This window comes from Virgibacillus siamensis, from assembly GCF_900162695.1.
Classification (GTDB): Bacteria; Bacillota; Bacilli; order Bacillales; family Amphibacillaceae; genus Lentibacillus; species Lentibacillus siamensis_A.
The window spans coordinates 1807566-1833675 of record NZ_FUIH01000007.1 but is presented as its reverse complement, the minus strand read 5'-3'; the positions used below and the strand labels follow the sequence as shown (position 1 = coordinate 1833675).

Below are 26110 nucleotides of genomic sequence, written 5' to 3'. Positions count from 1 at the left end.
AATTTGTGGAATGACGTTCCTACACTATTAGGTGCCGGATTAATTTTACTGGGTATTTTTATTTTAGGATATATCGGATTCAGGACCAGGTTTCCAAATGTCATTCTTTATATTCTTTTTGGAATTTCAATCGCAGGTTTAATACATGAGAATGAGATTTTGCAATTTTCGGGTGAAGTTGCGATTGTTTTATTGTTCTTCCTTTTGGGACTCGAATTTAATATGAGCCGTCTTGGGGGAATGGCCAGGAAAATCTGGAGTTCTGGTCTGTTGGATGTCCTGTTGAGTTTGTTTGTTTCTATTATAATAGCAGTTATGTTTGGTGCGGACTTGTTCAGTGCGTTTGTCATTGGCAGTATTACATTTGCAACCAGTTCAACGATAACAGCGAAACTGCTTGATGATAAAGGCCGAATGGCAAATGCTGAAACAGAATATATTCTGGGAATTTTGGTATTTGAGGATCTGGTTGCACCAATTTTGGTTGCAATTATCATAGCGTTAAGCAGTGGTGATCAATTTACTGGAATGGACATGCTGTTGCTGATTGGAAAAATTTTAGGGCTTGCACTTATTGCGGTTGTCCTTGGAAAAACAGTTTTCAAGCGTTTCGAAAAATTCCTGTTGCGGATTGATGACGAAGACTTCAAGATTGTGCTGTTGGTAGGAATTGCAGTAGCATTTGGCGGGCTCGCTGTCTCCCTTGGGCTATCCGAAGTTCTTGGTGCATTTCTGGCTGGTGTTATGCTCGCGGAAATTGGCAAAATTGAACAGGTGGAAGGAACCGTATCTCCAGTTAAGGACCTCTTGCTGCCTACCTTTTTTGTCTACTTTGGAACAACGATTGAATTGGGAAATGGTATTCCGTTCGTTGGAATGCTGATTTCACTTGTTGCTTGGTCATTGATTGCAAAAGTACTGCTTGGAATAATTGGTGGAAAATTGTACGGGCTTCCGAAACGAGTTGCATTAAGGGCGGGCTTGTCACTTTGTGCACGTGGTGAATTTTCCGTTGTTATTGCGGGCGTTGCTGCTGGATCAATTAAGGTATTTGGTGGGGTTTACATTATTATAACGGCATTTCTTGGCATGATGATATTTAATTACGCACCAAATATTACTACAAAAATATATGGGAAACCACCAAAGAAGAAGAAAAATTTACGCGTCCCAACCGTGTAAGTAAAAAAGCGTCTCATTATGGATGGGGCGCTTTTTTATGTACGATGGTTTGTGAACTGGAGGTGTACAAGGTATGGCGGGGCAGGGAATCAACCTTCATCTGATGAAATAGACCTTCATTAAGGATTATCAACCAATAGTGGATAGGAATCAACCGTAATTGTGGGATAATCAACTTTCGGGATGTACGAATCAACCATCAATGTGAGTTATCGACCTTCACATGTGGGATTGCCCCGGGTGATTCAAAACTAACAACTGCAGCCCCCAGACCGGGGCTGCAGTTGTATCATTATTTATAATAACTATTGGTATAGTCATTCTCTTCAAGGTTTTTCAGCGTTGTCAGGGCAAGCTCGTTGTATTCTGTATTTTTTTGTAAAAGTGTCTGTTTCAAATCGTCGATTGCGTCTTGAAGTGATTCCGCGTAGTCCGGGATTTTTCCGTCAAACGGGCGAACAGCAGAACGGACGACGTTCATTTTTTCATAATGTGCCAGTGCCTTTCGCTCATGAAAAAAGACATCCTCCACTTGGCCAAGATTGTGCAGATCACCTTGTTTCGGGTGTTTTTGAACAGCATGAACTTTTACCAAAAAACGGTCTCCACGGTCTTCAAGAACTTCCCCAATATATTTTCCCGAGTTATATTTTACTTGAACGGTGTCTCCTATTGAAATTGTCATAAATATGTACCTCCCTCGTTTCTATTGTGCCAAAAATCAATTGGAATGGCTAATCATTATTCCGCAAGGAGGCAAAAAATGTTATACTAGCTGACGAGGATGTGATAGTGATGATGGAATTTCTTTATTTTCCTGAGGATAAAACAGAATACATTCCTGCAGTGATTACACTGATTATTTTCATGATTGGTGCGGCCGTCATGATGTATGTTTTTTATAAAAAATCAAAAAAAGAAGAAAAAGAATTTAATCAACAGTACCAGCACAAGCTGAATAACCATGACAAAGAGTGACGGACCACGAACGAAATTGGTCCGTTTATTTTTTGTCTCCTTGCAAATACTACTCGTAAAGTGTTTGAAAAGGAGCGGCGAAAATGAGGGTATTATTGATTATGTTCCTATTAGTATTAACGGCATGTTCAGCAGATATGGAAACAGCCCGAACGGTTGAAATGTATAATGCAGGCGGTGATATGATAGGAACCGCTAAATTGACCGAGCAGCCTGAAGGGGTACAAGTGAAATTGAAACTGGAGGGATTAGAAGCAGGGTTTCACGGGATCCATGTGCATGAATACCCAAAATGCAAAGGTCCGGATTTCAAAAGTGCGGGCAGTCACTTTAATCCCGAGGGAAAAGAGCATGGACCGATGAATCCTGAAGGTGCGCATCTTGGTGATTTGCCGAATATACTGGCTGATTCCGGCGGACTGGCTGACGCTGAATTGCTGCTTCCAAAGGCAACATTGCTTGACGGAAAAAATTCATTGATCGAAGGGGGAGGAACCTCACTCGTCATTACAGCCGGTCAGGATGACGGGGTAAGCCAGCCGGGCGGTGATTCAGGACCTCGGATTGCTTGCGGCGTCATTTCCAATAAAGATAAAAATCCGGGAAATTCACCAACCGATCCAACGATGTACAATGAGAAACAGAAAGAAAAATAAATATAAAACGGGATCCTGGTCTGTGCGGATCCCGTTTTTGCTTATAACGTATTAACAGCCTTCACAATGCGGTCAACGCCTTCTTCCACTATTTGTTTCGGACAGGCAAGATTCATCCGCATGAAGGGATCGCCTTCTTCGCCGTAGTCAGCACCGGCATTTAAACCAACTTTGGCAGTCTCAATCATGAATTTCTTTAACGCTGTTTTGTCCATGTTCAACTTACTGCAGTCAATCCAAAGAAGGTATGTACCCTCAGAGCGAATAACCTGCAGTTTGCCGCCGGTTTTTTCCTCGAGCAGTTCTGTTGCATAATCCTGGTTTTCTTTTAACACATTACGCAATTCATCAAGCCATTCTTCTCCATGCTCATATGCTGCGTAAAGTGCAGTATTCCCCATTGTATTAAGCATATGATGTCCCTGCTTTTCCAATTGTTCACTTAAAGCATTACGTTTATCCTCGTTGGCAGTTATGATATAGGATGCCTGCAGCCCTGCAAGGTTAAATGTTTTGGACGGGGACATGAATGTAATGGTCTGATTGGCAATGTCCGCAGAAAGGGATGCTATTGGAACATGCTTTTGACCAGGATAGATCAGATCGGCATGAATTTCATCGGACAGAATAATTACATCGTGCTTCAGACATAATTCAGCCATTTTCTGAAGTTCTTCCTCTGTCCAGACCCTGCCGACCGGATTATGCGGGGAGCAGAGCATGAAGGCTTGCACTTCTTTTAACTTTTCTTCAAAATCGGCGAAATCAATGTGATAATAATTATCCTTTAATTGAAGCTTGTTTTTTACAATTTGCCGGTCATGACCTTCAATAACTTTATAAAACGGTGTGTAAACGGGTGTCTGTATCAGCACCTTGTCATGCGGTTTTGTGAAGGTTTGAACAGCCATATGCAAACTTGCCACAACACCGGGACTGAATGATAGCCAATCCTGTTTAATTGTCCAGTTGTGACGATTTTCAACCCAGTTGGTAATTGATTTTTTTATGTCTTCATCAATGATGGTATAGCCGTAAATCCCATGATCAGCACGTGCTTTTAATGCATCATTAACGGCCTGTGGTGCTTTGAAGTCCATATCGGCAACCCACATTGGCAGTACATCATCCGTCTGGAAAACGGGCTTCAGCATATCCCATTTAACAGATCTCGTATTTTTACGGTCGTGAATTTCCTCAAATATTCCCAAATGATCTCCTCCTGCTAAACTTAATCATACGATTATTATAACAAAATAGAAGGGGAGCCGCTTGATTAGCGGTTTGTCTGCAAAGGACGCATGCTTAATAAATAGCAAAAAAAAGAAGCAAAGCGTTAGAAACGCCTTGCTTTACAGGGGGAATACGAGAAAGTCTTACATTTATAGTAATACCCGGATTCCATTAATATAAACATATTTTGACAAGAAATTTGTAATTTTTTTCTATACAATCTAGAAAATTATAGAATTTTCACCTGTGGATCATTAACATTTTCTGATTAGCCGCGTCCAGCTCCAGCGCCCAGCAACTAGCAAACTTCACACTCCTCCACTACGATAAAGAAGACTTGCCGATTGGTGAAACCAGAGGCTTAGTCGCACTTATACCCTTGTGGTGAAAGTCAACATCGGTTCGCTTCCAGCTCACCGTGTTTCCTTTATCTCATTGCGGTTGGAGGAAGATCGGCTAAAACCGCCGCTTTGCGCGGCAACGCCGACCCACCCTGCATGGCAGGGCGCAGTTTGTACATTGCTTAACGGGCGCTTCCGCTTTTGTTCTTGGAAAATGCTTTATTTCAAACGATCCTCCAGTTTAGCTTTTTCTGCTTCAAAACCCGGTTTTCCCAGCAATGCAAACATGTTTTTCTTATATGCTTCCACACCAGGCTGATCAAATGGATTGACGCCTAGCAGGTAACCGCTGATGGCACATGCTTTCTCAAAAAAGTACACCATGTAACCGAATGAATAGGCATCAAGTGCCGGTAATTCAACAACCAGGTTTGGTACACCGCCGTCTGTATGAGCAAGCATCGTGCCTTGGAATGCTTTGTCATTAATGTCATGAATGGTTTTTCCGGCAAGGTAGTTCAGACCATCCGAATTTGCTTCATCCGCTTCCAGTGTCAGCTCATGCTTAGGTTCTTTTACATGCAGCACGGTTTCAAAAAGATCCCGCCGGCCGTCCTGTATGTACTGTCCCATTGAATGAAGGTCGGTTGTAAAATTGGCGGAGGCAGGAAAGATACCTTTTTGATCTTTTCCTTCACTTTCGCCGAACAGCTGTTTCCACCACTCAGCAACATACTGCAGATGCGGTTCATAATTGATAAGCATTTCAATTGTCTTTCCTTTATTGTAAAGAATGTTTCGTACTGCTGCATATTGATATGCAGGATTATCATAAAGTTCCGGGGTATTGAGGTCATTCATAGCATCCTTCGCACCCTGCATCATGTCATCAATCGAAATACCGCTTACAGCAATTGGGAGCAACCCGACTGCTGTCAGTACAGAGTAACGTCCGCCTACATCATCCGGAATGACAAACGTTTCATATCCTGCTTCATCAGCAGCCGTTTTCAGGGCACCTTTTTCTTCATCGGTAGTGGCGAAAATCCGTTTTCGAGCTTCTTCTTCTCCGTATTTATCGACAAGGTACTTTTTAAAGATACGAAAGGCGATAGCTGGTTCGGTTGTCGTTCCGCTTTTCGAGATAACATTGATAGAAATATCTTTGTTTTCGAGAACGTCAAACAATTCATGCATATAGGTTGAACTCATGTGGTGACCTGCGAAAATAATCTGTGGTGCATTCTTGTTTAGTCCGAATGAATGGGTTAGCATTTCAATTGCTGCACGCGAACCCAGGTACGAACCGCCAATTCCGATAACAAGCAGGATATCGGAATCATTCCTTATTTTATCTGCTGCTTGTTGAATGCGGGTAAATTCTTCCTTATCATATGATTCCGGAAGGTTGAGCCAACCCAGAAAATCATTCCCCTGTCCCGTTTGATTATGTAATGCCTGATGGGCTTGTTCTACAAATGGTTTCAGATAGTCCAATTCATTTTCATTAAAAAAAGACAATGCTTTGTTGTATGAAAAAGATAGATGTGTCATGATATCCTCCTTTATTAACGATACATTTTCACTTTACCGAACTGAAGGATTTTAAGCAAGAATGAGCTTTTGAAGAAAACAAAAGCGCAAGCGCCCGGTTAGCAACGTACAAACTGCGCCCTGCCATGCAGGGTGGGTCGGCGTTGCCGCGCAAAGCGGCGGTTTTAGCCGATCTTCCTCCAACCGCAATGAGATAAAGGAAACACGGTGAGCTGGAAGCGAACGATGTTGACTTTCACCACAAGGGTATAAGTGCGACTAAGCCTCTGGTTTCACCAATCGGCAAGTCTTCTTTATCGTAGTGGAGGAGTGTGAAGTTTGCTAGTTGCTGGGCGCTGGAGCTGGACGTGGCTTCATTCGGTAATCTAATTATACACAAGCATAAAATTTTATAATTTCCTGTAGGATAATAAAAAAGACTTTCTGCGGAAACATTGACGGTCATTGTCAGCTGTATCACGAAGAAAGCCTTCTGATAAAAGAAAAATAGATTCCTTTTGATTGCATAATGTACCCGAATACAGGATTGATTTCAGGAAACCGGATCTTTACTTCTTAAATGTTCCCTCGCGTTCTTTTGATTGTTCAATCCATTCTTCAAGCTTGTCCTTTAGTGTGTTGAATCCGGTATTGGATTCTTCCTGTACTTTGCTTTTGTTGGGTTTGGAACTTTTCTTCGGTGCTTCCTCTGTTGCACGGATTGATAATGACACTTTGTTGTTTTCCTCATCAACGTTCAGGATTTTAACGTTTACTTCATCACCGACTGTCAAATGATCATTAATATCTTTAACATATCCATGTGTTACTTCGGAAATATGAACGAGTCCCTGAATTTCCTCATCTAAAGCAACAAATGCGCCATATGGTTGGATTCCTGTAACTTTTCCTTGCAGAATTTGACCTTTCTCAAACTTTTCCGTCATGCTGAACAACTCCCATTTCTTATTCGTTTCTTTTCACACAATAAAATATTTTATCATAAATATTCCATTGAGGCAAAAAAGCTATTCTTGTTTGTCCGCCGCTGACTTTTCCTGCCAGGACATCAACACGAGCAGTCTGTCATCTTTCTTGAGTTTGAATTCAGCAGGGGGATTCATGGTCCATGTGTCATCGCGGATTATACCGATTAATAGCTGCCGATTCTGCATATGATGCATCACACATTCTTGAAAGGTGCAATCTGTTAATTTTTCCGGCAGCGGTTTTTGAATAAACTGCTGGCTGTTTAACATGGCAAGAATTGTTTCGAATGGCCGTGTAGATTCCTGATGAAAAATTTCATGGTAAAAAAGCGTGCTCATGAAATCGTTGGAACTGATTACAGTATTAGCCCCCGCACGAATCGCATTTTCTACCTGTGAAATGGACAGTATTTCAGCATTGATCGGCACATATTCATTATTGCCCCTGATTGCAACTGTGGTCAGAATGGTGGAAACATCAGCCTGCCGTTCTTTTTTTGTAATATCTGAGGTAATAATGACTGATGCTGCATGTTGAATATTGGCTTGAATGAGCGTCGCATCTTCACTTGGATCGCCATGGATGAAATGCACGGGAAAATGCCGATAGGGAAGATTGTTAACGGTTCGGTCGATCAGTACAATTTCAAATGCCTTATTTTTGTCTTCTATCATTCTGACTAACTGCCTTGTCCGTTCATTCCAGCCTATCACGATGATATGATTTTTTCCTTTGTAGGATATTTTACCTTTGGATAAATCCTGCTCGTGGTTAATTGCGGCTGATGATAAGGATGTGATGTAAAATGTCAGTAATCCGCCGCCTGTCAACATTAGAACAATGCCAATAAGTCTTCCTAATACGGTTTGAGGTACAAGATCACCATATCCGATTGTTGCACCTGTGACGACAACCCACCATACACCATCAAATATCGTTTTAAACTCATTCGGCTCAACGAAACTGATAATCGTGCCGAAAATTAGCATTAACAATAAAACAGAGACCAAAAGCCTTATGATAATGGGGATACGAAAATATATATGTTTAAAGGATTCAATATTCATGGGGTCACCTTTTTAAATGGAAATAGTATATGGATAGTATAGGCAACTGCATGACATTCCTATGCATCATAAAAAACCCGCCTGTACAAGACGGGTTTGGTAATTACTGCAGTGCATCTTTAATGCTTTCATATACAGCTTGCCAGAAAGAAGGGTTGTCCCGGAACGACTTGGACATAAACATGTACATTTCTTTTGCCTTTTCATCAAAATCATCGGATTCTTTAGGAGGCAGTTTTTTTCTGGATTCGTCAACATATTCCTGAACTATTTCTGCACGCGGCCCCCATTTTGCTACCTCGTTTCCATCTTCATCGATAAAAATAAAAATCGGGATGGAGCGGGATTTTCCATTGGTCAAATATTGATCCATCAGTTCAAGATTCTGATCACGCAGAAGCATGCGAACCTGTATGTTTGCCTGTTCAGATAAACGAAGTAATACCGGAATATTCAGCATGGCATCTCCGCACCAGTCTTCTGTCAGAACGATGGCACGTAGATGTTTATCCTTAAGACGCTTAATCAATGCATCTTCTTCAGGCGGTGTAAAATGATCATAAATATGAAGCAGGTTTTCTTTGTTTTTTTGCATGTTATCAATGTAGGCATCGGGATTGATTGCGTGTTCATACCATTGATTCAAGTCCATTTCTGTCCACTCCTTCAGTGTGATTCTGGTATAAGTTTATCCAATTGCAAAGGGAAGGTAAACAGATGTGCTTCCGTGCTAAAAGTTTGCTATCATGGGTATGTGGGAAATTTTAAAGATGAAAAATGCGTTTTACTTGAATCCCAAGCGAAATGATTCTTTATGTTTTGAAGGAGGGAAATCAATGGAACAAGCGAACAGAGATTTCTTGCTGGAGTTATTACATACACCGTCTCCATCAAGTAATGAAGTAGAAATCCAAAAGAAATGGATTCAATATGTGAAAGGGTTTGCTGATGAAATCAGAACAGATCACGCAGGCAATGCAATTGGTGTATTGAATCCTGATGCACCTTTTAAGGTGCTTTTGGCCGGCCATTGTGATGAAATCGCACTCGTTATTAATCGGATTGACGAGGATGGATTTTTGCATTTCGATAAAATGGGCGGCATCAATCCGAAAGCTGCAGTAGGAATGAAGGTCAATGTTCTTGGGTATAACGGGCAAGTGACTGGTGTCATTGGTGTTAATGCCCAGCATCATGGTGGTTTAAAAAATGATTTTGACCTGGATGACTTATTCATCGATTGCGGATATAAACAGAAAGATGAAGCGGAGAAACATGTTCAGATTGGTGATTTAGCTGTTTATAAAACCGAACCTGAAATATTGATGGATCGTTATGTATCCGGCCGCGGCCTGGATAACCGGACTGGGTCGTTTATTGTAGCTGAAGTATTAAAGCGTCTTTCCAAAAAGGGTTGTAATGTAGGCGTTTATGCAGCCAGCACCGTTAATGAGGAAACCAATATGGGTGGTGCTTATTTTGCTGCTGCGGGAGTTGAACCAACAATGGCGCTTGCCTGTGATGTTACGTTTGCAACCGATTATCCGGGTGTCAACAAAAACAAGCATGGCGATGTCAAGCTTGATGGCGGACCTGTTTTAGCCAAAGGTGCACCAATTAACATCAAAATCAATAAGCTGCTGGAAAAAACAGCGCGTGAATTAAAAATGGATGTACAATATGAATTAACACCGCGCATGACTGGAACGGATGCGGACAGAATGCGTCTGACCGGCAAGGGTGTACCGGTATCACTTGTTTCCCTGCCGCTTCGCTATATGCATTCACCAGTGGAAACATCGAGTTTAAAAGACATCGATGAAGAAATCGAACTGCTGGTTACGATGATTGCTAACTTAAGCGGGGAAGAAAGTATGAATCCACTCGATGATTAATCATTGAACCAATATAAAAAGCCTTGAATCTGTAAAAGGATTCAGGGCTTTTTTTGGTGTTCAAAATAGTAATAAAGGATGTTGTTTTTTTGAAATTTTCTATATCTTTGTAACCAAACTGAAATAATATTGTAATATAAACAGGAAAAAATAACCACTTTTTGCAAATTAATTCATCTATTTTTAAGATAAGTAAAAAATACTGGTCTTTAAGATGCATTTTTTTTAACCGGAAAATGAAAGCAAGTTACGTATTTCCTGATTGTTTTTACGTATTGCTGTCTTCAAGGCATTTAATACATTTTGCTTGACATATAATCGACAAAAATTGGTTCCTTGGTATGATATGGAATTTTTTAAATATACGACAAAACTATCAATTGACAAAATCATGAATTCTGTCGACATCGTTCGACAGAAAATTCGCAAATAATACAGTACTGTTACAATAACAACAAAGATATTACAGGCAGCTCCACAATCAGCTGAGAACCGGCACTAATTTTATTAGTAAAGGAGGCGAATGGGAGCTTTTTTGTGTGGTTGAATTGCGGCATTAAAAAACAAGGAGGAGGAATGAAATTGCGCAAGAAAAAGCGTCGAACAAGAATCTTTAGTATTACAGCTTCATTGCTAATGATTTTTTCACTTTTGATGCCAGGTATCTCGAACGCCCAACCGAATGCAAACAAATTGTACGATTCGGTTAAGGATACGCAGGCTGTTGCAAAAGAAAAGATCAATAATCGGCTGCAGAAACAGTTTAAGCAGAAAGACCAAGTAACATTCTTGATTAAGTTCAAAGAAAAAGCTGATACGAAGAAGATTGCAAAACAGGCAAGGAAAAGTGCAAAATCTGCTGATCTTACCGCGCAAAAAACAGAATTTGTGCAACGTTCGGCAGTCATTTCCGAACTAAAGTCAACCTCCCTTGAATCACAGCAAAATGTGAAGAAATATTTGCAGCAACAGAAGAAGAAGGGCAATGCTGACAATATTAAATCATTTTATATTGTCAATGGAATGGCTGTTACTGCAACAAAAGAAGTCGCAAAAAATGTAGCAAACTTTGCAGAAGTTGAGAAAATTTTACCTAACGAAACAAGACACCTGTTTAAAGCCGTAACCAAAAATGCAAAAACGCCTAAATCGCGTCTTGCTAATGTTGAATGGAACGTGGATCAGGTCCATGCTCCTGAAGTCTGGGATATGGGAATTGATGGTACCGGTACTGTTGTGGCAAGTATTGATACCGGTGTTCAATGGGACCACCCAGCCTTGAAAGATAATTATCGCGGCTATGATGAAGCAACCGGTGAAGTGAATCATGACTTTAACTGGCTGGATACGACTGCAGGGGAATCTGAACCGTATGATGACCTTGGGCATGGTACACATACAATCGGAACTATGGTTGGAAGTGAACCGGATGGTACGAACCAGGTCGGTGTAGCGCCGGGAGCTGAGTTTATTTCCGTGAAAGCGTTCACTGCTGCTGGCGGTACTGATGTCGACTTGCTTGAAGCGGCACAATGGATCTTGGCACCAACCGATTCAGAAGGCAATGCTCGTGCTGATATGGCACCGGACATTGTCAATAATTCTTGGGGTGGTGGCCCAGGTCTGGATGAGTGGTACCGTGATGTCGTGATTAACTGGAGAGCAGCTGGTATTCTTCCGGTATTCTCTGCCGGTAATACTGGTCTTTTTAACCCAGGTGGTCCAGGTTCGGTTGCAGCACCGGCAAACTACCCGGAATCCTTTGCAGTAGGGGCAACCGACAGTAACAATAACCTGGCTGGATTTTCATTGTTGGGGCCTTCTCCATACGATGAAATCAAACCGGATGTTTCTGCACCAGGTGTTGGTGTACGCTCATCTGTTCCAGGCAGTGGTTATGAAGGGGGATGGAGCGGTACTTCCATGGCTGCACCAGCAGTATCCGGCGTTGCAGCATTGATCCATCAAGTAAACAGCAGCTTGTCTGCGGATGAGATGGAGCAGTTGATGATGGATACTGCAATTCCATTAACTGATGAAACATATCCTGAAACGCCGAATAATGGATATGGCTATGGATTGGTTAATGCGTATGATGCGGTAATGGCGCTGCAGAACGGAATCGGTACAATTGAAGGGACAGTAACAAAACCAGGTGAAGATAGTGAGGCACCTGCGTTTGAACATAACGCCCCAAGTCAAACTTACGAGGGTATGGACCTTCATTTAAATGTACATGTAACAGACAATATCAGTGTAAAATCAGTTGAATTGAGCTACCTTGATTCAAACGGTGACTGGCAATCTGTTGAAGCAGGACGTACTGCCGGCGATTTCAAGGATGGCGATTATGCAGCCACTATTCCTGGTGAACAGATCGTGACAGGTACACTAACATATAAATGGATTGTGAACGACTTTGGCGACAATGAAGTCGTAAGTGAAGCGTATACTGTTGATGTGAAACAAGGTATCTCCACCGGTTACGCGGAGGATTTCGAATCAACTCCTGCCGGCTGGACATCATTCGGCGACAATAACAGCTGGGAATGGGGAGTGCCGGCATCGGGTCCTGAAAGTGCTGCATCCGGTGAAAATGTATATGCAACAAATCTTGATGGTGAATATGACGATGAAATGAATGCGACACTTGTCATGCCCCCAATTGATTTACCGGAAGGCAACGCATATTTACAGTTCAACCAGTGGTATAACCTGGAAAAATATGATTCCGGAAATGCCTATGATTTCGGTCATGTATTCATTTCCACCGATCGTGAGGAATGGACACAGTTGATGGAAATCGAGGGTGATTCAGATGGTTGGGTTCCAGCGGAAGTTGACCTGTCTGAATACGGCGGTCAGCGGGTATATATCGGATTTAACCTGACTTCTGACTATAGTGTTTCCGATCCAGGCTGGTATATTGATGATGTAGCATTATCTGATACATCACAAAGCAGCAAAGCTTCCATTGGAAAGGAAAAAGGAAATAACGGGCATCACAATCGTTTATTCCATGGAAATGGATTGGGTGTTGTAAAAGCCAATCCAAAAGCTGGTTTGAAGGAAAAAGTTAATCCGGACAAAATACGTCCGAAAATGCCAAAAGAAGAAAAGGCTCCTGTTACAGAAGATGCAGTTAACCCGAACTTGCTGCCGATGACTGCACAGGTCAGTGTTTTGGAATCAGGACGTTCTGTAACGACTGATCCTGCAACTGGTAACTATTCCTTGAGCCATGCTGCGGGAACATATACACTGAAAGCTGAATCGTATGGGTATGCATCCGGAGAACAGACAGTTGAACTTGAAGCTGATAGCACGGCACAGGCTGATTTCACGCTTGAAGAACTTCCGCAAGCTACTATCAGTGGTACCATAACGGATGAGCAGACAGGTGAAACAATTGAAGGTGCAACCATCATGCTCGTGGAAGATGCGAATGTTGAACCTGTCACTTCTGATGAAAATGGAAACTTTTCCATAACAGGGTATGAAGGAACATACACTGTAAAAGTTATGGCCAGGGATTACTATGGCAAGGAAGTTGAAGTGAATCTGACTGAAGACAAACAGCTTGATATTGAACTTGAGCCATTCTACACGTATCCCGGCGGTGAAATCGGCTATGATGATGGAACAGCCGAGAATGCCCGCGCATTCTATGATGCCGGTAATGGCTGGGCAGTAAAAATGTCACTGCCTGAAGGAAAAGAATCAGCTGTTGTCACAGAAGGTGTATTCCAGTTCCACGGCACAGACTGGCCGACACCAGGCGGTACTGACTTTGCCGTAGAAGTATGGGATGCTTCCGGACCAGATGGCACACCTGGTGAAAAAATCGCAGGTCCTGTGGATGCAGAAGCAGTGCGGAATTTGGATGAATGGACTGTCGTTGATTTACGCGAACACAATATTATCGTAAACGGCGATTTCTATATGGTTTATATTCAAAAGGATCCGAATCCAAATGCACCTGGTCTGGCAACTGATGAGAGCAGTACAAATGCAGAACGCAGTTACCAATATGTAGGCGGAACATGGTCACAATCACCTGCAAATGAAGGTAACTATATGATACGTGCACGTGTAAGTTATGAGGTAAACAAACCGGAAATTACATCCCCGGATGCTGGTTTGATTACCAATGACACAAACGTTACGATTGAAGGTACTGCTTCACCAACAACTACTATTCAGCTTATGAATAATGGTGAGGAAGCAGGAACAGCCGAAATTGGAGACAATGGTAAATTCTCCATCGATGTGGAACTTGATGAAGGGGCAAATGAGTTCAAGGCAGTATCAAAATTGGATGGGGCAGTGACGGGAGAATCCGGAGCAATCACAGTCACACTTGATACAATGAAGCCTGAATTATCTATTGACAGTCCGCAAGATGGAGATAAAACAAATCGTGAAACCGTTACAGTGGAAGGTACAATTTCTGATGCGAACCTTGACTTTGTAAAAGTTAATGGACGTACAGCAGATGTTGCTGATGACGGATCGTATTCAAAACGTATCTTGCTGGACAACGGAGAAAATGAAATTGAAGTTGCCTCCAAAGATTTGGCCGGCAACACAACTACAAAAACGGTTACGATAGATGTTGATTTTGTAGCACCGACAATCAACAGTCTGACACCAACTGAGGATAAGCATCTCAATGCTGGTGAAAGTGTACGGATTGAATTTGACAGTGAGCCCGGACAGGAAGCAACATTCTTTATCCATATGCCATTGACAAATGCTCGTGCACGCGTATCCAATGCGACAGAGCTTCCAATGATGGAAATGGAAGACGGACATTATGTCGGGTATTGGACAGCTCCAAGCAATGTCGTTGCTGAGGGCGCTGTTATCGAAGTGAAAGTCGTCGATGACTTCGGTAATGAAACACGTCAAACGACCGATGGCAAGTTGTTTATCAACGTAGACGGCGAGTAACAGCTGACCTTGACAAGGAGGGCGCTAAACAGCGCTCTCTTTTTTTGAGGTAATCGGGGGTGTGGTGCATGTGGAAATTCGAGTTGGAAGGTTGATATTTGGATTGCAGGGTTGATTTTGCGCTTCTGATGGTTGATAAAAACAGTTGAAGGTTGATTACGCCCCTTGGAGGTTGATAGCAATGATTGAAGGTTGATATTTGGATCGCAGGGTTGATTTTCTGTTTAGGAACGTTGATAAAACATGCGGGAGGGTTGATTTCGCGCATCCGATGGTTGATAAAGACAGTTGAACGTTGATTACGCACCTCCGACGGTTGATAGCAACAGTTGAAGGTTGATTCATAAACAAATAGTTGTATGGAATAATACCTCGATTTTCAACGAAATCCAGGTTATTATTATTTTAAGCACAATACTTTGCAAATACATAAAATGATAGTATAATAATCTCAAACAACATATCGATTCCATCTTCGGGGCAGGGTGCAATTCCCGACCGACGGTAATGAGCCATTTGTGTTCTAAGTCCGTGACCCGCTAAGGCGTATTGACAAGCGGCTGACCTGGTGAAAATCCGGGACCGACAGTTACAGTCTGGATGGGAGAAGATGCGAGCTGAACTTGGTGCTTATGCGCCTCTGTTTTCCTGTGAATAAATCCCTAAGGCCCCGATTAGGCTTTAGGGATTTTTGTGTAGGACGGGAAATAAAGCTTATCCTTCATCAAAAACGGACAGATGTGAATCGATAGCAGATGAGGGAGGAGATTGATGATGAAAACTGCAGGTGTGCAGTCATCAAAATTGTTAAGGCTTATTATTTTGGCGTTACTCGGAACGATATCATTGCTATTATTTTTCCTGAATTTCCCGTTACCGTTTCTGCCGCCGTATTTGAAGATTGATTTTAGTGAGGTACCGGCATTAATCGCTGCATTAATTTTTTCACCAATGGCAGGAGTGCTTGTAGAAGCTATTAAAAATATTCTTTATCTGATTGTATCAGGTGCAGGCGATCCAATTGGTGTCACAGCAAACTTCTTGGCAGGAGTAATGTTTATTGTACCGGTTGCTGTACTGTATCATAAATACAAAGGTGTTAAAAGCATCATTTCCGGGCTTGCCTCTGGAACGATTATTATGGCGATTGGCATGAGCGTTCTCAACTATCTCATTATTCTTCCGGCATATGCCTGGTTTATGGGGTGGGAAGATATGAGCAGCGGTGCTAAATGGGCTGCCGTTTCGCTTGGTGTACTGCCATTTAACGTGATTAAAGGCATCATTGTAGGCATGCTGTTTGTACCGCTATTTCTGAAGATGAGAACATGGATTGAGCAAAAACAATCGAATCTTGCAGCATAAATATAAAGGAGCGCCTCCATATTCGGAGGCGCTTTTTTGGATGTAAAAAGATGTTTTTTCAGTGAAGTTTATTGTAATAAGAAAAGAAATATCGTTAGAACTGCGGGGAATACGGGAAAAATAACAAGTGTCGGCAACCTCAAAATAAAACCGCCTGATCACCCAGGCGGCGTAATAAAAGCGATTATTTTTTCGGGACGACTCCTACAGTGCACCGTGATATGCAAATAAGGCGGTCCGCTTCGTCCGTGATTTTTATTTCCCATACCATCGTTGTTTTACCAATGTGTGTTGGAGTTGCTGTTGCGGTAACGACGCCATCACGTTTGCTTTTAATATGATTTGCGTTAATTTCAATCCCGAATACAAGATATTTTTCCAAATCCACATTTAACATGGAGCCCATGCTGGCAGCAGTTTCGGCTAGTGCTACACTTGCGCCTCCATGCAGGTATCCGACTGGTTGATGTGTCCGGTGATCGACAGGCATGGTCATAATGACTTCATCTTTTTCCATTTTTACTGTTTCAATTCCAAGTGTTTCGATTAGCGTATTGGATACATTCAATCGTTAGTCCCCCTTAACCGAAATTGCTGATCAATAATGATATTCCTAAAAGAAGTCCGTAAATTGTATTGGTTTTACCGGTTGCAACCATGGCAGGAAGCATTTCCAGCGGTTTCGTTTTGCCGCGGAATTTCTTGATGACGTCAATTGCGAGAATAACACTTATAAAGGAAATAATGGACCATAATGGAAGCAGTCCCGTAAAAATATAAACAGCTGTTAATACAAATGAGAGTGTAAACATTATTGCCAAAAAGACGATTGCTTTTTTTCTGCCAAGCAGGATTGCTAGTGTCTTACGGCCGTTTTCTTTATCTCCGTCAAGGTCGCGGATGTTATTGGACATCATGATGCCGCCAATGAAGATGGCAATCGGCAAGGATACCCAAATGACCGAAGCAGAAAATTCCATTGCCTGAATGTAATAGCTGATGCAGATGATGACTGTTCCCATTAAAAAGCCGGAAAAAATTTCTCCCAATGGCGTGTAGGCAATGGGAAGCGGCCCGCCGGTATACAAGTAACCAAACAACATGCATACGGAGCCGATTACGGCAATCCACCAGCTCGATGAAATGCAAATATAAATACCAAGCAGAATGGAAATACCAAAGAAAATAAGTGCCAGGTTCAATACCGTTTTCGGTTTGACACCATCCCGCACAATTGTCCCGCCAATGCCAACTGACTGGTCATTATCGAGACCGCGTTTGAAATCGTAATATTCATTGAACATATTTGTTGCAGCCTGAATGAGCATGGATGCAACGAGCATGGCAATAAATAATCCGATATGAAGCGTGTGCTCCAGGGTAGCGAACATGGTTCCGATGAAGACCGGGACAAATGAAGCCGTTAATGTATGCGGCCGGAGCAGGCGCCACCAAATTTGAAATCCGCTTTTTTCATTTAATGCTTGTTTTATTGATGTATGATTTGCTGTACTCACAGATGTTCTCTCCTTCATTGTATATCATATTAATTTTAGGCAATTTAGCATGGGGTGTCAATTTAAAATGTCACAAAGACGACATAAAAGAAGAGATTTCTTGAGAATCGAGTCGAAAGAGAATAAAATAGATATGGTACTTTTTTAGTGTTATGTTACGGAGGTTCATGAAATGATTGAAATAAAAGAGGAATTGCTTGAGAGCAAGCTTGCCGAGGCAATTCATAAAATAGACAGTAACCGTACGAAACTTATCAGCATTACACGAAAAATAAATGCTGTTGAGCCGCTTCACTTTTTTGAGAATGCCAAACAGCTCACAAAGGATCGTACATTTTGGTCCAGTACTGCTGACCAGTTTTATATTGTTGGCGTTGGCAAGTCCTATACAATCAGCGCGGAAGCGAATCGATTCCAGCAGACGGAAAAATTGTGGGAAAGCTTGTTGCAGGATGCAATTATTGATAATCCTTTCCAGGTGCCTGGAACTGGTTTGCTTTCATTGGGCGGTATGTCGTTTGACCCCGACATCCGTAAATCACGTTTGTGGGAAAAATTCGGTCATAGTTTGTTTACTGTTCCCGAATATATGTTAACAGTAAATGAATCGGGTTATTTTTTAACGGTAAATGTACAGGCTGATGAAAGGTCAAATCCCGGAAAATTGGCTGATTCAATTAAACAACATGAATCATTATTACTAAATCCGTGTGAATCTTCATTCCCGGATGAACCGGTAATTGAATGGCAGGAGGAAATTGCGCCGCGGGATTGGATGGATACCGTCAAACTGGCAACTGAGACGATTAACCAGGGAGATGCGGATAAAATTGTCCTTGCAAGAGAATTGCGTGTGAAATTGAAACATTCGGCAGGCATTTCCGCTGTGCTGGATAACCTCATCTATACACAGTCAAACAGTTATATTTTTGCTTTTGAACAGGATGGGGACTGTTTTGTTGGAGCTACACCCGAAAGACTTGCCAAGGTGGAGGGGAGTCACGTTTTGTCAACTTGCCTGGCAGGAACAGCTCCGCGCGGGGAAACCTCTTCTGAAGACAATCAGATTGCTAAAAATTTGCTTGACGATGAGAAAAACCGAAGCGAACATGAGTTTGTTGTCAGTATGATTAAGCATGCAATGGAACATTATTGCACAGACATTAAGATACCGGATGCGCCGGTTATTTATCCATTAAAAAACTTACAGCACTTGTTTACTCCAGTCACAGCAAAATTAAGTGCTGGATACAGTATTTTTGATATTATTGGAAAGCTGCATCCGACACCAGCATTAGGCGGGGTGCCTCGCAAGGAGTCAATTGAATTTATCCGGGAACATGAACAGCTGGACAGAGGCTGGTATGGAGCACCAATCGGTTGGCTTGACAGCAATGGAAATGGTGAATTTGCAGTCGCTATTCGTTCAGGGCTAATCCAGGGTGATGAGGTGTCCCTGTTTGCCGGCTGTGGTGTCGTAAAAGATTCGGATCCAATGGCTGAATATGAAGAAACTGCAATCAAATTTACACCAATGTTGTCCGTTTTAGGAGGCTAACGATGAATCATACCGAAAAACTATCACGATATATCGCCAATTTTACAGATGAACTTGTCAAGAGCGGACTGACGGATGTTGTTATTTCACCAGGATCACGTTCCACACCGCTTGCAATGACACTAAGTGAACATCCGGAAATGTCACAATGGGTGATTCTCGATGAACGCTCAGCTGCCTTTTTTGCGTTGGGAATGGCGAAAAAGAAAAAACGTCCGGTAGCGATTGTTTGTACATCCGGAACAGCTGCAGCTAATTATTTTCCAGCAATCGTTGAAGCATATTACAGTAGGGTACCGCTTGTCGTACTGACATCTGATCGACCGCATGAATTAAGAGATGTCGGGGCGCCACAATCAATTGGTCAGCTGAAACTGTTCGGTGATTATGCAAAATGGTTTCATGAAATGGCACTGCCGGAAGCAGGTGATGCCATGCTTCATTACGTCCGCAGCAAAGCATCTCGTGCAGTATATACAGCGAATGCGGGAAATGCCGGTCCAGTACATTTAAATTTTCCACTCCGCGAACCATTAGTTCCGGATTTCACCCTGGAAAATTTGTGGGGAGATTCGCCGGAACACGCATACTATCCTATGTATGCAGGTTCCAGACAATTAAGCGATGAACAGGTCGAGCAGCTGTCGGGACAGATCAGCCGGCTGTCAAAAGGATTGATTGTTTGCGGTCCACAGACAGATAGAGCATTTGCGGAAGCTGCAGTAAGATTTGCAACTGCCTGGAAATTGCCGATTTTAGCGGATCCTCTTTCACAGCTTCGCGCGGGAAACCATGCTAAAGATGTTATCATTGAAGGTTATGATGCCATATTGCGGAATGAGACAATCCGTAACAAATTAAAACCGGATTATATTATCCGGTTTGGTGCGATGCCGGTTTCTAAGCCTTATCTGTTTTTTGTGAAGGAACATGGTGAAGTGCCGCAATTTATTGTGGAACAAGAAGAAGGTTACCGTGAACCTGCTGGAAACAGATCAGCATTTATTTATGCGGATCCTGCTGAATTGTGCAACCGGCTCGCGGAAAAAACGAATATGTCCGATGGGGAATGGCTAAGAAAGTGGCAGTCTATGAATGACACCGCTAAGTGCTATCTTCTGAAACAGGAAGATGACTTGACTGAAGGAAGTACTGTCCGCATTATGGCAGAAACGATACCGGATGGCGGAAATCTGTATGTTGGGAACAGTATGGCCATTCGTGATGTCGATACCTTTTTTGAAACTACTTCAAAATCTGTTCATATCATGGGAAATCGTGGCGCGAATGGGATTGATGGAATGGTATCAAGCGGGTTGGGTGCAGCTGCCTCCAGTGGGCCGACCGTTTTATTACTTGGTGATTTATCCTTTTTTCACGATTCGAATGGGCTGTTGGCAGCAAAGCAATACCATTTAAACATTACGATTTTATTAATCAATAATGATGGCGGGGGAATCTTTTCATTCCTACCGCAAAACAATCACAAGCAACATTTTGAAGCATTGTTCGGGACGCCGATGAATGTTGATTTCAGTCATCTTGTTAACATGTACGGCGGGAATTACGTAAATGTCCGTACAATTGGTGAATTAAAAAACGCGCTCGATGACAGCTATCAATACAATGGACTTTCAGTAATTGAAGTGAAGACAGATCGTACGGGAAACATGCAATGGCACCGTGAAAAATGGGATGCCATTACAAATGATTTGCTCAATGTAAAGGAATGATTCAGTGTATTTTACAAGAAATGGCACATCCTATTGGTATGAAATAGAAGGTGAAGGAAAGCCGGTCGTTCTTTTACATGGATTTACGGGAGATTCCGGAACATGGTCAAGATTTGTCAGTGAATGGAAACATGAATTCAAACTGTTAGTCATTGATTTGCCGGGACATGGAAAAACGGTTTCCGAAAGGTCTGTGACGATGGAAGCATGCTGTGCCGATCTTGCCGGCTTGTTCGCTGAGCTTGGTCTGCACCAGGTACATATACTTGGTTATTCAATGGGCGGCCGAACTGCTTTGTCATTTGCAATGCTTCATCCGGAAAAGGTTTCCTCCATGACACTGGAGAGTACCTCTCCCGGACTTAATGACGAGAAAGAACGAACTGCCCGTGTGAACCGCGACGAACAGCTTGCAAAACGGTTGGAGCGGGATGGTATTGTTGCATTTGTTGATTTTTGGGAAAATATTCCCTTGTTTCAAACCCAAAAAAAGCTGCCGGAAATGATTCGGCAATCGATCCGGGATGAACGGCTATCCCAGTCAGCTGCAGGATTGGCGATGTCACTCCGCTCGATGGGGACAGGAATCCAGCCATCATGGTGGGACAGGCTGGAAGAACTGAAACTTCCGGTTTTATTGATTGCGGGAGCATATGATAATAAGTTTGTCGGAATCAATAAAATCATGGTAAATCACATGCCGGAAGCGGATTTGATGGTTGTTGAAAAAGCAGGACATGCAATTCACGTGGAACAACCGCAGTTTTTTGGTAAAATAGTAATTGAGTTCTTACAGTCCATTAGTTAATGGCTACATATGAGTATGTTAAAGGAGGAAAAGAATGACTGTACAATGGGAAGAAGCAAAGAAATATGAAGAAATTATTTATGAAAAATATGATGGTGTTGCGAAGATAACGATGAACCGCCCCCGTGTTCATAATGCATTTACTCCGCTTACGGTGAATGAGATGATTGATGCATTTTCGGATGCCCGTGATGATTCATCCATCGGTGTCGTTATTCTTGCAGGTGCAGGGGACAAAGCATTTTGTTCCGGCGGGGACCAGACTGTTCGCGGACATGGTGGATATGTTGGCAGTGACCAGGTTCCACGCCTGAATGTTCTTGATTTGCAGCGTTTGATCAGAACAATTCCAAAACCTGTGATAGCAATGGTATCCGGGTATGCAATTGGCGGCGGTCACGTGCTGCATGTTGTTTGTGACCTGACGATTGCAGCCGACAATGCCATCTTCGGTCAAACCGGTCCAAAGGTTGGCAGCTTTGATGCGGGGTATGGTGCCGGACTGCTTGCACGAATGGTTGGTCATAAACGTGCCCGTGAAATCTGGTATCTATGCCGTCAATATAATGCTGAAGAAGCATATGAAATGGGCATGGTCAATAAAGTTGTGCCATTGGAACAACTGGAAGAAGAAACATTACAATGGTGTAGTGAAATGCTGGAGAAATCTCCAACAGCCTTGCGCTTCCTGAAAGGATCAATTAACGCGGATGTTGATGGATGGGCCGGACTGCAGCAAATGGGTGGAGACGCTACATTGTTGTATTATACGACCGATGAAGCAAAAGAAGGCAGAGATGCATTTAAAGAAAAAAGAAAACCGGATTGGAAAAAGTTCCCGCGTTTTCCGTGATGACTGCGTGTTAATACGAGTGAACGGCCTTTGCTTATTTGGCAAAGGCTTTTCTTTATACAGGAGGTTTTTTATAAATGTCTGAAACAATTCCGCATTGGCTGACAAAGCAGGCAGAGCTTTCCCCCGGGAAAACTGCGATTGAATGTGAAGATGGATCGCTGATTTCATTCCGGGAGCTGAAAAACAGAAGTCAGCATTTTGCCAGAAAAATTGCAAGTGTTGGTGTTACAGCTGATTCACGTGTAGGCATACTCTCAGCTAATCACGTTGACATGGTCATTGCCATTCACGCAATCAGCTATCTTGGGGCGGTTGCTGTGATGTTGAATATGCGTCTTACTGCCAGAGAATTAAACTATCAGATTCAAGATGCAGGCGTTGAAACGGTACTTGTCAAAGAACAGGGACCAACCTTGGATGTTCCTGTATATTCATTTTCCGAAATAAAGAAACTGGATGAAACGGAGATCACGCTCCGCAATGAATTAAAATTGGATGATTTATTTACAATCATTTATACATCCGGTACAACCGGTTTTCCGAAAGGCGTTATGCATACTTATGGAAATCATTGGTGGAGTGCAGTTGGTTCCATGCTTAATTTTGGTCTGAACAGTGAAGATAAATGGCTCGCTGTCCTGCCAATTTTTCATGTTGGCGGCTTGTCCATCTTTTTGCGAAGTGTGATTTATGGAATTCCGGCCTATTTGATGGAGACATTCGATGAAAGAAAGGTACATGAAGCGATTATGACGAAGCATGTTACCATAGCCTCTGTTGTAACGGTCATGCTGAAGAGGCTCGTGAATGTACTGGAGGATGCCAGCTATCCGGCCAGTTTCAGAAGCATGCTTCTTGGAGGAGGTTCCGCGCCAAAATCGCTGCTTGAGAAGGCAAAGGAACACCGGATTCCGGTTTTTCAATCATATGGCATGACGGAAACTTCATCACAAATTGTTACGTTAAGTCCCGACAATGCCTTAGATAAATTGGGGTCATCCGGAAAACCGCTTTTTCCCGCCCGCTTAAAAATCGTTGCGGCTGACAATGGGGTTGGTGAGATTTTTGTCAAAGGTCCAATGGTCACGAATGGATATTATAATAATTCCGATGCGACACAAAACTCCTTTCACGACGGGTGGTTATCTACCGGTGATCTTGGTTATGTCGATGAAGATGGTTTTCTTTTTGTGGTGGACCGTCGAAAAGATTTAATCATTTCCGGCGGAGAGAATATATATCCAAGTGAGATTGAATCCGTCCTGGCCATGCTTGAATCAATTCAGGAAGCAGCTGTAGTTGGCAAAGAAAGCGAAGAATGGGGACAGGTTCCGATTGCCTTTGTTGTGAAAAAGGACGAGATCACCAAGGAAAAAATTCTGGAATATGCGCAACAACATCTTGCCAAATATAAGCTTCCAAGGAAGATTATTTTTGTGGATCAACTGCCGCGCAATGCGTCCAATAAAATTGTCAGAGGTAAATTGTCGGAATTTCTTGTCGATTAATGTTGTGTTTTGCGAAAATATGTTTAAAAAACTCCCTAAAAGGAATATATTACTACATTCTTGGAAAGGGGAGTTTTTATGAACTTTATGGATCAGTATCTATCTTCAGGCTTCATGCAAGGATTGCAGAATTTTGTTATTGCAATCATTGCATTACTGCTAGGATGGCTGGTTGCCAAAATGATTGCAAACGCGATTGAGAAAGCGCTTGGAAAAACAAATTTGGACGAGAAACTGTTCAACAAATTCCGAACGAGTGATAAACCTTTAAACTCCAATCGGGTAGTTGGAAAAGTGGTTTATTACATATTGCTGATCATTGTGTTTATCATTTTCTTTAATTTGTTAAACCTTAATATGATCGCAAATCCATTATCTGATTTAATTTCTACTTTCTTTGCCTTTATTCCGACTGTTCTTAAGGCAGGACTGATTCTGCTGCTTGCATTTGCAATTGCTACAGTTGTTCAGTGGCTGGTAGTTACCGGAGGAAAAAAGGTAAATCTGGAGAAAGTATTCTCCAAACTGAAAATTTCTGCAAGTGAAGAGGATGCCGATAATGCACTGGAAACAGTCGGAAAGGTAGCATTTTATCTGATTCTGCTTCTGTTCATTCCTGGTGTGCTTGACGCACTGAGTATTCAAGGAGTATCAGAACCATTCAGCGGATTGCTGGCAACACTGCTTGCCTTTATTCCAAAATTAATAGCTGCTGCGCTGATTTTCTTCGTTGGTTGGTTCGTAGCCAAGATTATTAAAGGAATTGTTGTTAATCTGCTTAAAGCAGCAGGTTCTGAAGGCATCGTCATTAAGTTAAAAATGCAAAAACTGTTTGAAGGAACCAGTCTTGCTGCGTTTGTTGGAAATCTTGTATTCATTTTAATCATGATTCCAATTACGATTGCAGCATTGGAAAAGCTTGAACTTACCGGAATTACGGATCCGGCAATTTCTATGCTGAATGACATTATGAATATGATCCCGAATATTCTGATTGCAGCCGCACTGATTCTGGTGGGCGTATGGCTTGGTAAATTTATCGGCGGATTTGTAACTGGTTTATTGCAGCGTCTTGGTTTTGACGGACTGGCAGCCAAAATACAGATTGGCAATAAAGATGCATTTGACTCCAAAATGAAGCCGTCGGCACTTGTCGGGTATATTGTTCAAGTCCTGATTGTCTTTTTCCTTGCAGTACAGGCTTTAACATTGATTAAGCTGGAATTTCTGGTTGATATTGCATCAGCCATAACCGCTTATTTACCAAATGTACTTGCTGCAGTACTTGTTCTTGGTGTTGCTTTAATTATTGCGGGTATTGTTGAGACCATTCTCGTTAATTTACTGGCTGGACCGGCAAGCAAAGTCCTTGCTGCATTTGCCAAATATGCGATTATCGTATTAGCTGTATTTATGGCATTGTCACAGCTTGGCATTGCTACATCAATCGTAACCACAGCATTTACGCTAATTCTCGGCGGGTTGGCGCTGGCATTTGGACTTGCGTTCGGTCTTGGCGGAAAAGAATTTGCGAGCAAGCATTTAGCAAGGTTTGATCAAACAATAGAAGAAACCAAAATAAAAGATAAAAATCAGGAAGATAACCTCTAAAGTAAAGGACAAGGCACAAATTACCAATCGCCTAAGAAGGGCATCCATTTGAATGGGTGTCCTTCTTATTTATATAATCAGTTTAACGCGCTTTATAAAAACTTTCTTTGTTCAGTCGATTCTGAAACTTAAATTTTTGAATGAAAATGATTCTCAAAATCATTGACTTATAGGCTAAAACCTCATAAACTGTAAATAGTACTTTAAAAAAGTAAGTGCATACATCAGGCTACATATGTATGTTGTTTTCCAGGTGACCCCGTATGAGCAGTATTTGTCTACCGGGTTTGCCGTTATTTTAAATGTAAAGTATGACATAGGGAGAG

20 protein-coding genes and 1 riboswitch are annotated in these 26110 nt (G+C 42.2%); of the genes, 12 read left to right on the top strand and 8 right to left on the bottom strand.

All coding sequences use genetic code 11. From position 1 onward, the window contains the following. Window positions 1–3: 3 nt before the first annotated feature. On the top strand, window positions 4–1182 hold the full coding sequence (locus B1K71_RS13015; RefSeq protein ID WP_077327718.1) for a cation:proton antiporter: 1179 nt from the start codon (window positions 4–6) through the stop codon (window positions 1180–1182). 292 nt (window positions 1183–1474) lie between these two features. Here B1K71_RS13015 and kapB read toward each other — a convergent pair whose 3' ends face one another. Continuing rightward, the gene (gene kapB, locus B1K71_RS13010; protein ID WP_077327715.1) at window positions 1475–1867 is read right to left on the bottom strand and encodes a sporulation phosphorelay system protein KapB; all 393 of its coding nucleotides are present in this window, start codon (window positions 1865–1867) and stop codon (window positions 1475–1477) included. A gap of 110 nt (window positions 1868–1977) precedes the next feature. Here kapB and B1K71_RS13005 point away from each other — a divergent pair, with 110 nt between their 5' ends. Both B1K71_RS13005 and B1K71_RS13000 read left to right on the top strand, forming a co-directional pair. Then, entirely contained in the window at window positions 1978–2160 is a 183-nt protein-coding gene (locus B1K71_RS13005; protein WP_077327712.1) for a hypothetical protein, read from the top strand. 83 nt (window positions 2161–2243) lie between these two features. Beyond that, window positions 2244–2816 (top strand): superoxide dismutase family protein, encoded by a 573-nt coding sequence (locus B1K71_RS13000; protein WP_077327709.1) that lies wholly within the window; start codon window positions 2244–2246, stop codon window positions 2814–2816. Window positions 2817–2857: 41 nt separating this feature from the next. On the opposite strand, the gene B1K71_RS12995 is transcribed toward B1K71_RS13000, so the two are convergent. The 5 genes from B1K71_RS12995 to B1K71_RS12975 form a co-directional block, all read right to left on the bottom strand. Beyond that, window positions 2858–4027 (bottom strand): MalY/PatB family protein, encoded by a 1170-nt coding sequence (locus B1K71_RS12995; protein ID WP_077327706.1) that lies wholly within the window; start codon window positions 4025–4027, stop codon window positions 2858–2860. A gap of 582 nt (window positions 4028–4609) precedes the next feature. Then, complete coding sequence (locus tag B1K71_RS12990; RefSeq protein WP_077327703.1) at window positions 4610–5944, bottom strand: glucose-6-phosphate isomerase; 1335 nt, start codon at window positions 5942–5944, stop codon at window positions 4610–4612. A gap of 548 nt (window positions 5945–6492) precedes the next feature. Continuing rightward, window positions 6493–6870 carry a S1 domain-containing post-transcriptional regulator GSP13 gene (yugI, locus tag B1K71_RS12985; protein WP_077327700.1) on the bottom strand — a complete coding sequence of 126 codons (378 nt, stop codon included), beginning with the start codon at window positions 6868–6870 and terminating at the stop codon, window positions 6493–6495. A gap of 81 nt (window positions 6871–6951) precedes the next feature. Beyond that, the gene (locus B1K71_RS12980) at window positions 6952–7980 is read right to left on the bottom strand and encodes a potassium channel family protein (RefSeq protein ID WP_077327697.1); all 1029 of its coding nucleotides are present in this window, start codon (window positions 7978–7980) and stop codon (window positions 6952–6954) included. 103 nt (window positions 7981–8083) lie between these two features. After that, the gene (locus tag B1K71_RS12975) at window positions 8084–8632 is read right to left on the bottom strand and encodes a thioredoxin family protein (protein ID WP_077327694.1); all 549 of its coding nucleotides are present in this window, start codon (window positions 8630–8632) and stop codon (window positions 8084–8086) included. A gap of 184 nt (window positions 8633–8816) precedes the next feature. Here B1K71_RS12975 and B1K71_RS12970 point away from each other — a divergent pair, with 184 nt between their 5' ends. The 3 genes from B1K71_RS12970 (at window position 8817) to B1K71_RS12960 (ending at window position 16193) form a co-directional block, all read left to right on the top strand. Next, complete coding sequence (locus B1K71_RS12970) at window positions 8817–9875, top strand: M20/M25/M40 family metallo-hydrolase (RefSeq protein WP_077327691.1); 1059 nt, start codon at window positions 8817–8819, stop codon at window positions 9873–9875. Between the two features lie 576 nt (window positions 9876–10451). Continuing rightward, window positions 10452–14828 (top strand): S8 family peptidase, encoded by a 4377-nt coding sequence (locus tag B1K71_RS12965; protein ID WP_077327688.1) that lies wholly within the window; start codon window positions 10452–10454, stop codon window positions 14826–14828. A 467-nt stretch (window positions 14829–15295) separates the two neighbouring features. After that, a riboswitch (FMN riboswitch) is annotated at window positions 15296–15444 on the top strand. 158 nt (window positions 15445–15602) lie between these two features. Next, a complete protein-coding gene (locus B1K71_RS12960; protein ID WP_175631988.1) occupies window positions 15603–16193 on the top strand; it encodes an ECF transporter S component in 591 nt (196 codons plus the stop codon). 184 nt (window positions 16194–16377) lie between these two features. Here B1K71_RS12960 and B1K71_RS12955 read toward each other — a convergent pair whose 3' ends face one another. Both B1K71_RS12955 and B1K71_RS12950 read right to left on the bottom strand, forming a co-directional pair. Next, window positions 16378–16761, bottom strand: coding sequence for a hotdog fold thioesterase (locus B1K71_RS12955; protein ID WP_077327685.1), 384 nt, complete (start codon window positions 16759–16761; stop codon window positions 16378–16380). 13 nt (window positions 16762–16774) lie between these two features. Next, window positions 16775–17710 carry a 1,4-dihydroxy-2-naphthoate polyprenyltransferase gene (locus tag B1K71_RS12950; protein WP_077327682.1) on the bottom strand — a complete coding sequence of 312 codons (936 nt, stop codon included), beginning with the start codon at window positions 17708–17710 and terminating at the stop codon, window positions 16775–16777. A gap of 172 nt (window positions 17711–17882) precedes the next feature. Between B1K71_RS12950 and B1K71_RS12945 the strand changes: the two genes are divergently transcribed. From B1K71_RS12945 to B1K71_RS12920, 6 genes are all read left to right on the top strand, one after another. Continuing rightward, window positions 17883–19268 carry an isochorismate synthase gene (locus B1K71_RS12945; RefSeq protein ID WP_077327680.1) on the top strand — a complete coding sequence of 462 codons (1386 nt, stop codon included), beginning with the start codon at window positions 17883–17885 and terminating at the stop codon, window positions 19266–19268. A 2-nt stretch (window positions 19269–19270) separates the two neighbouring features. Further along, the gene (gene menD, locus B1K71_RS12940; protein WP_077327677.1) at window positions 19271–21001 is read left to right on the top strand and encodes a 2-succinyl-5-enolpyruvyl-6-hydroxy-3-cyclohexene-1-carboxylic-acid synthase; all 1731 of its coding nucleotides are present in this window, start codon (window positions 19271–19273) and stop codon (window positions 20999–21001) included. Between the two features lie 4 nt (window positions 21002–21005). Next, on the top strand, window positions 21006–21809 hold the full coding sequence (gene menH / locus B1K71_RS12935; RefSeq protein WP_077327674.1) for a 2-succinyl-6-hydroxy-2,4-cyclohexadiene-1-carboxylate synthase: 804 nt from the start codon (window positions 21006–21008) through the stop codon (window positions 21807–21809). A gap of 34 nt (window positions 21810–21843) precedes the next feature. Beyond that, on the top strand, window positions 21844–22662 hold the full coding sequence (gene menB / locus B1K71_RS12930) for a 1,4-dihydroxy-2-naphthoyl-CoA synthase (protein WP_077327672.1): 819 nt from the start codon (window positions 21844–21846) through the stop codon (window positions 22660–22662). Window positions 22663–22739: 77 nt separating this feature from the next. Next, window positions 22740–24173 carry an o-succinylbenzoate--CoA ligase gene (locus tag B1K71_RS12925; protein WP_077327669.1) on the top strand — a complete coding sequence of 478 codons (1434 nt, stop codon included), beginning with the start codon at window positions 22740–22742 and terminating at the stop codon, window positions 24171–24173. Between the two features lie 78 nt (window positions 24174–24251). After that, on the top strand, window positions 24252–25784 hold the full coding sequence (locus B1K71_RS12920; protein WP_077327666.1) for a mechanosensitive ion channel: 1533 nt from the start codon (window positions 24252–24254) through the stop codon (window positions 25782–25784). The last annotated feature ends 326 nt before the right edge of the window (window positions 25785–26110 follow it).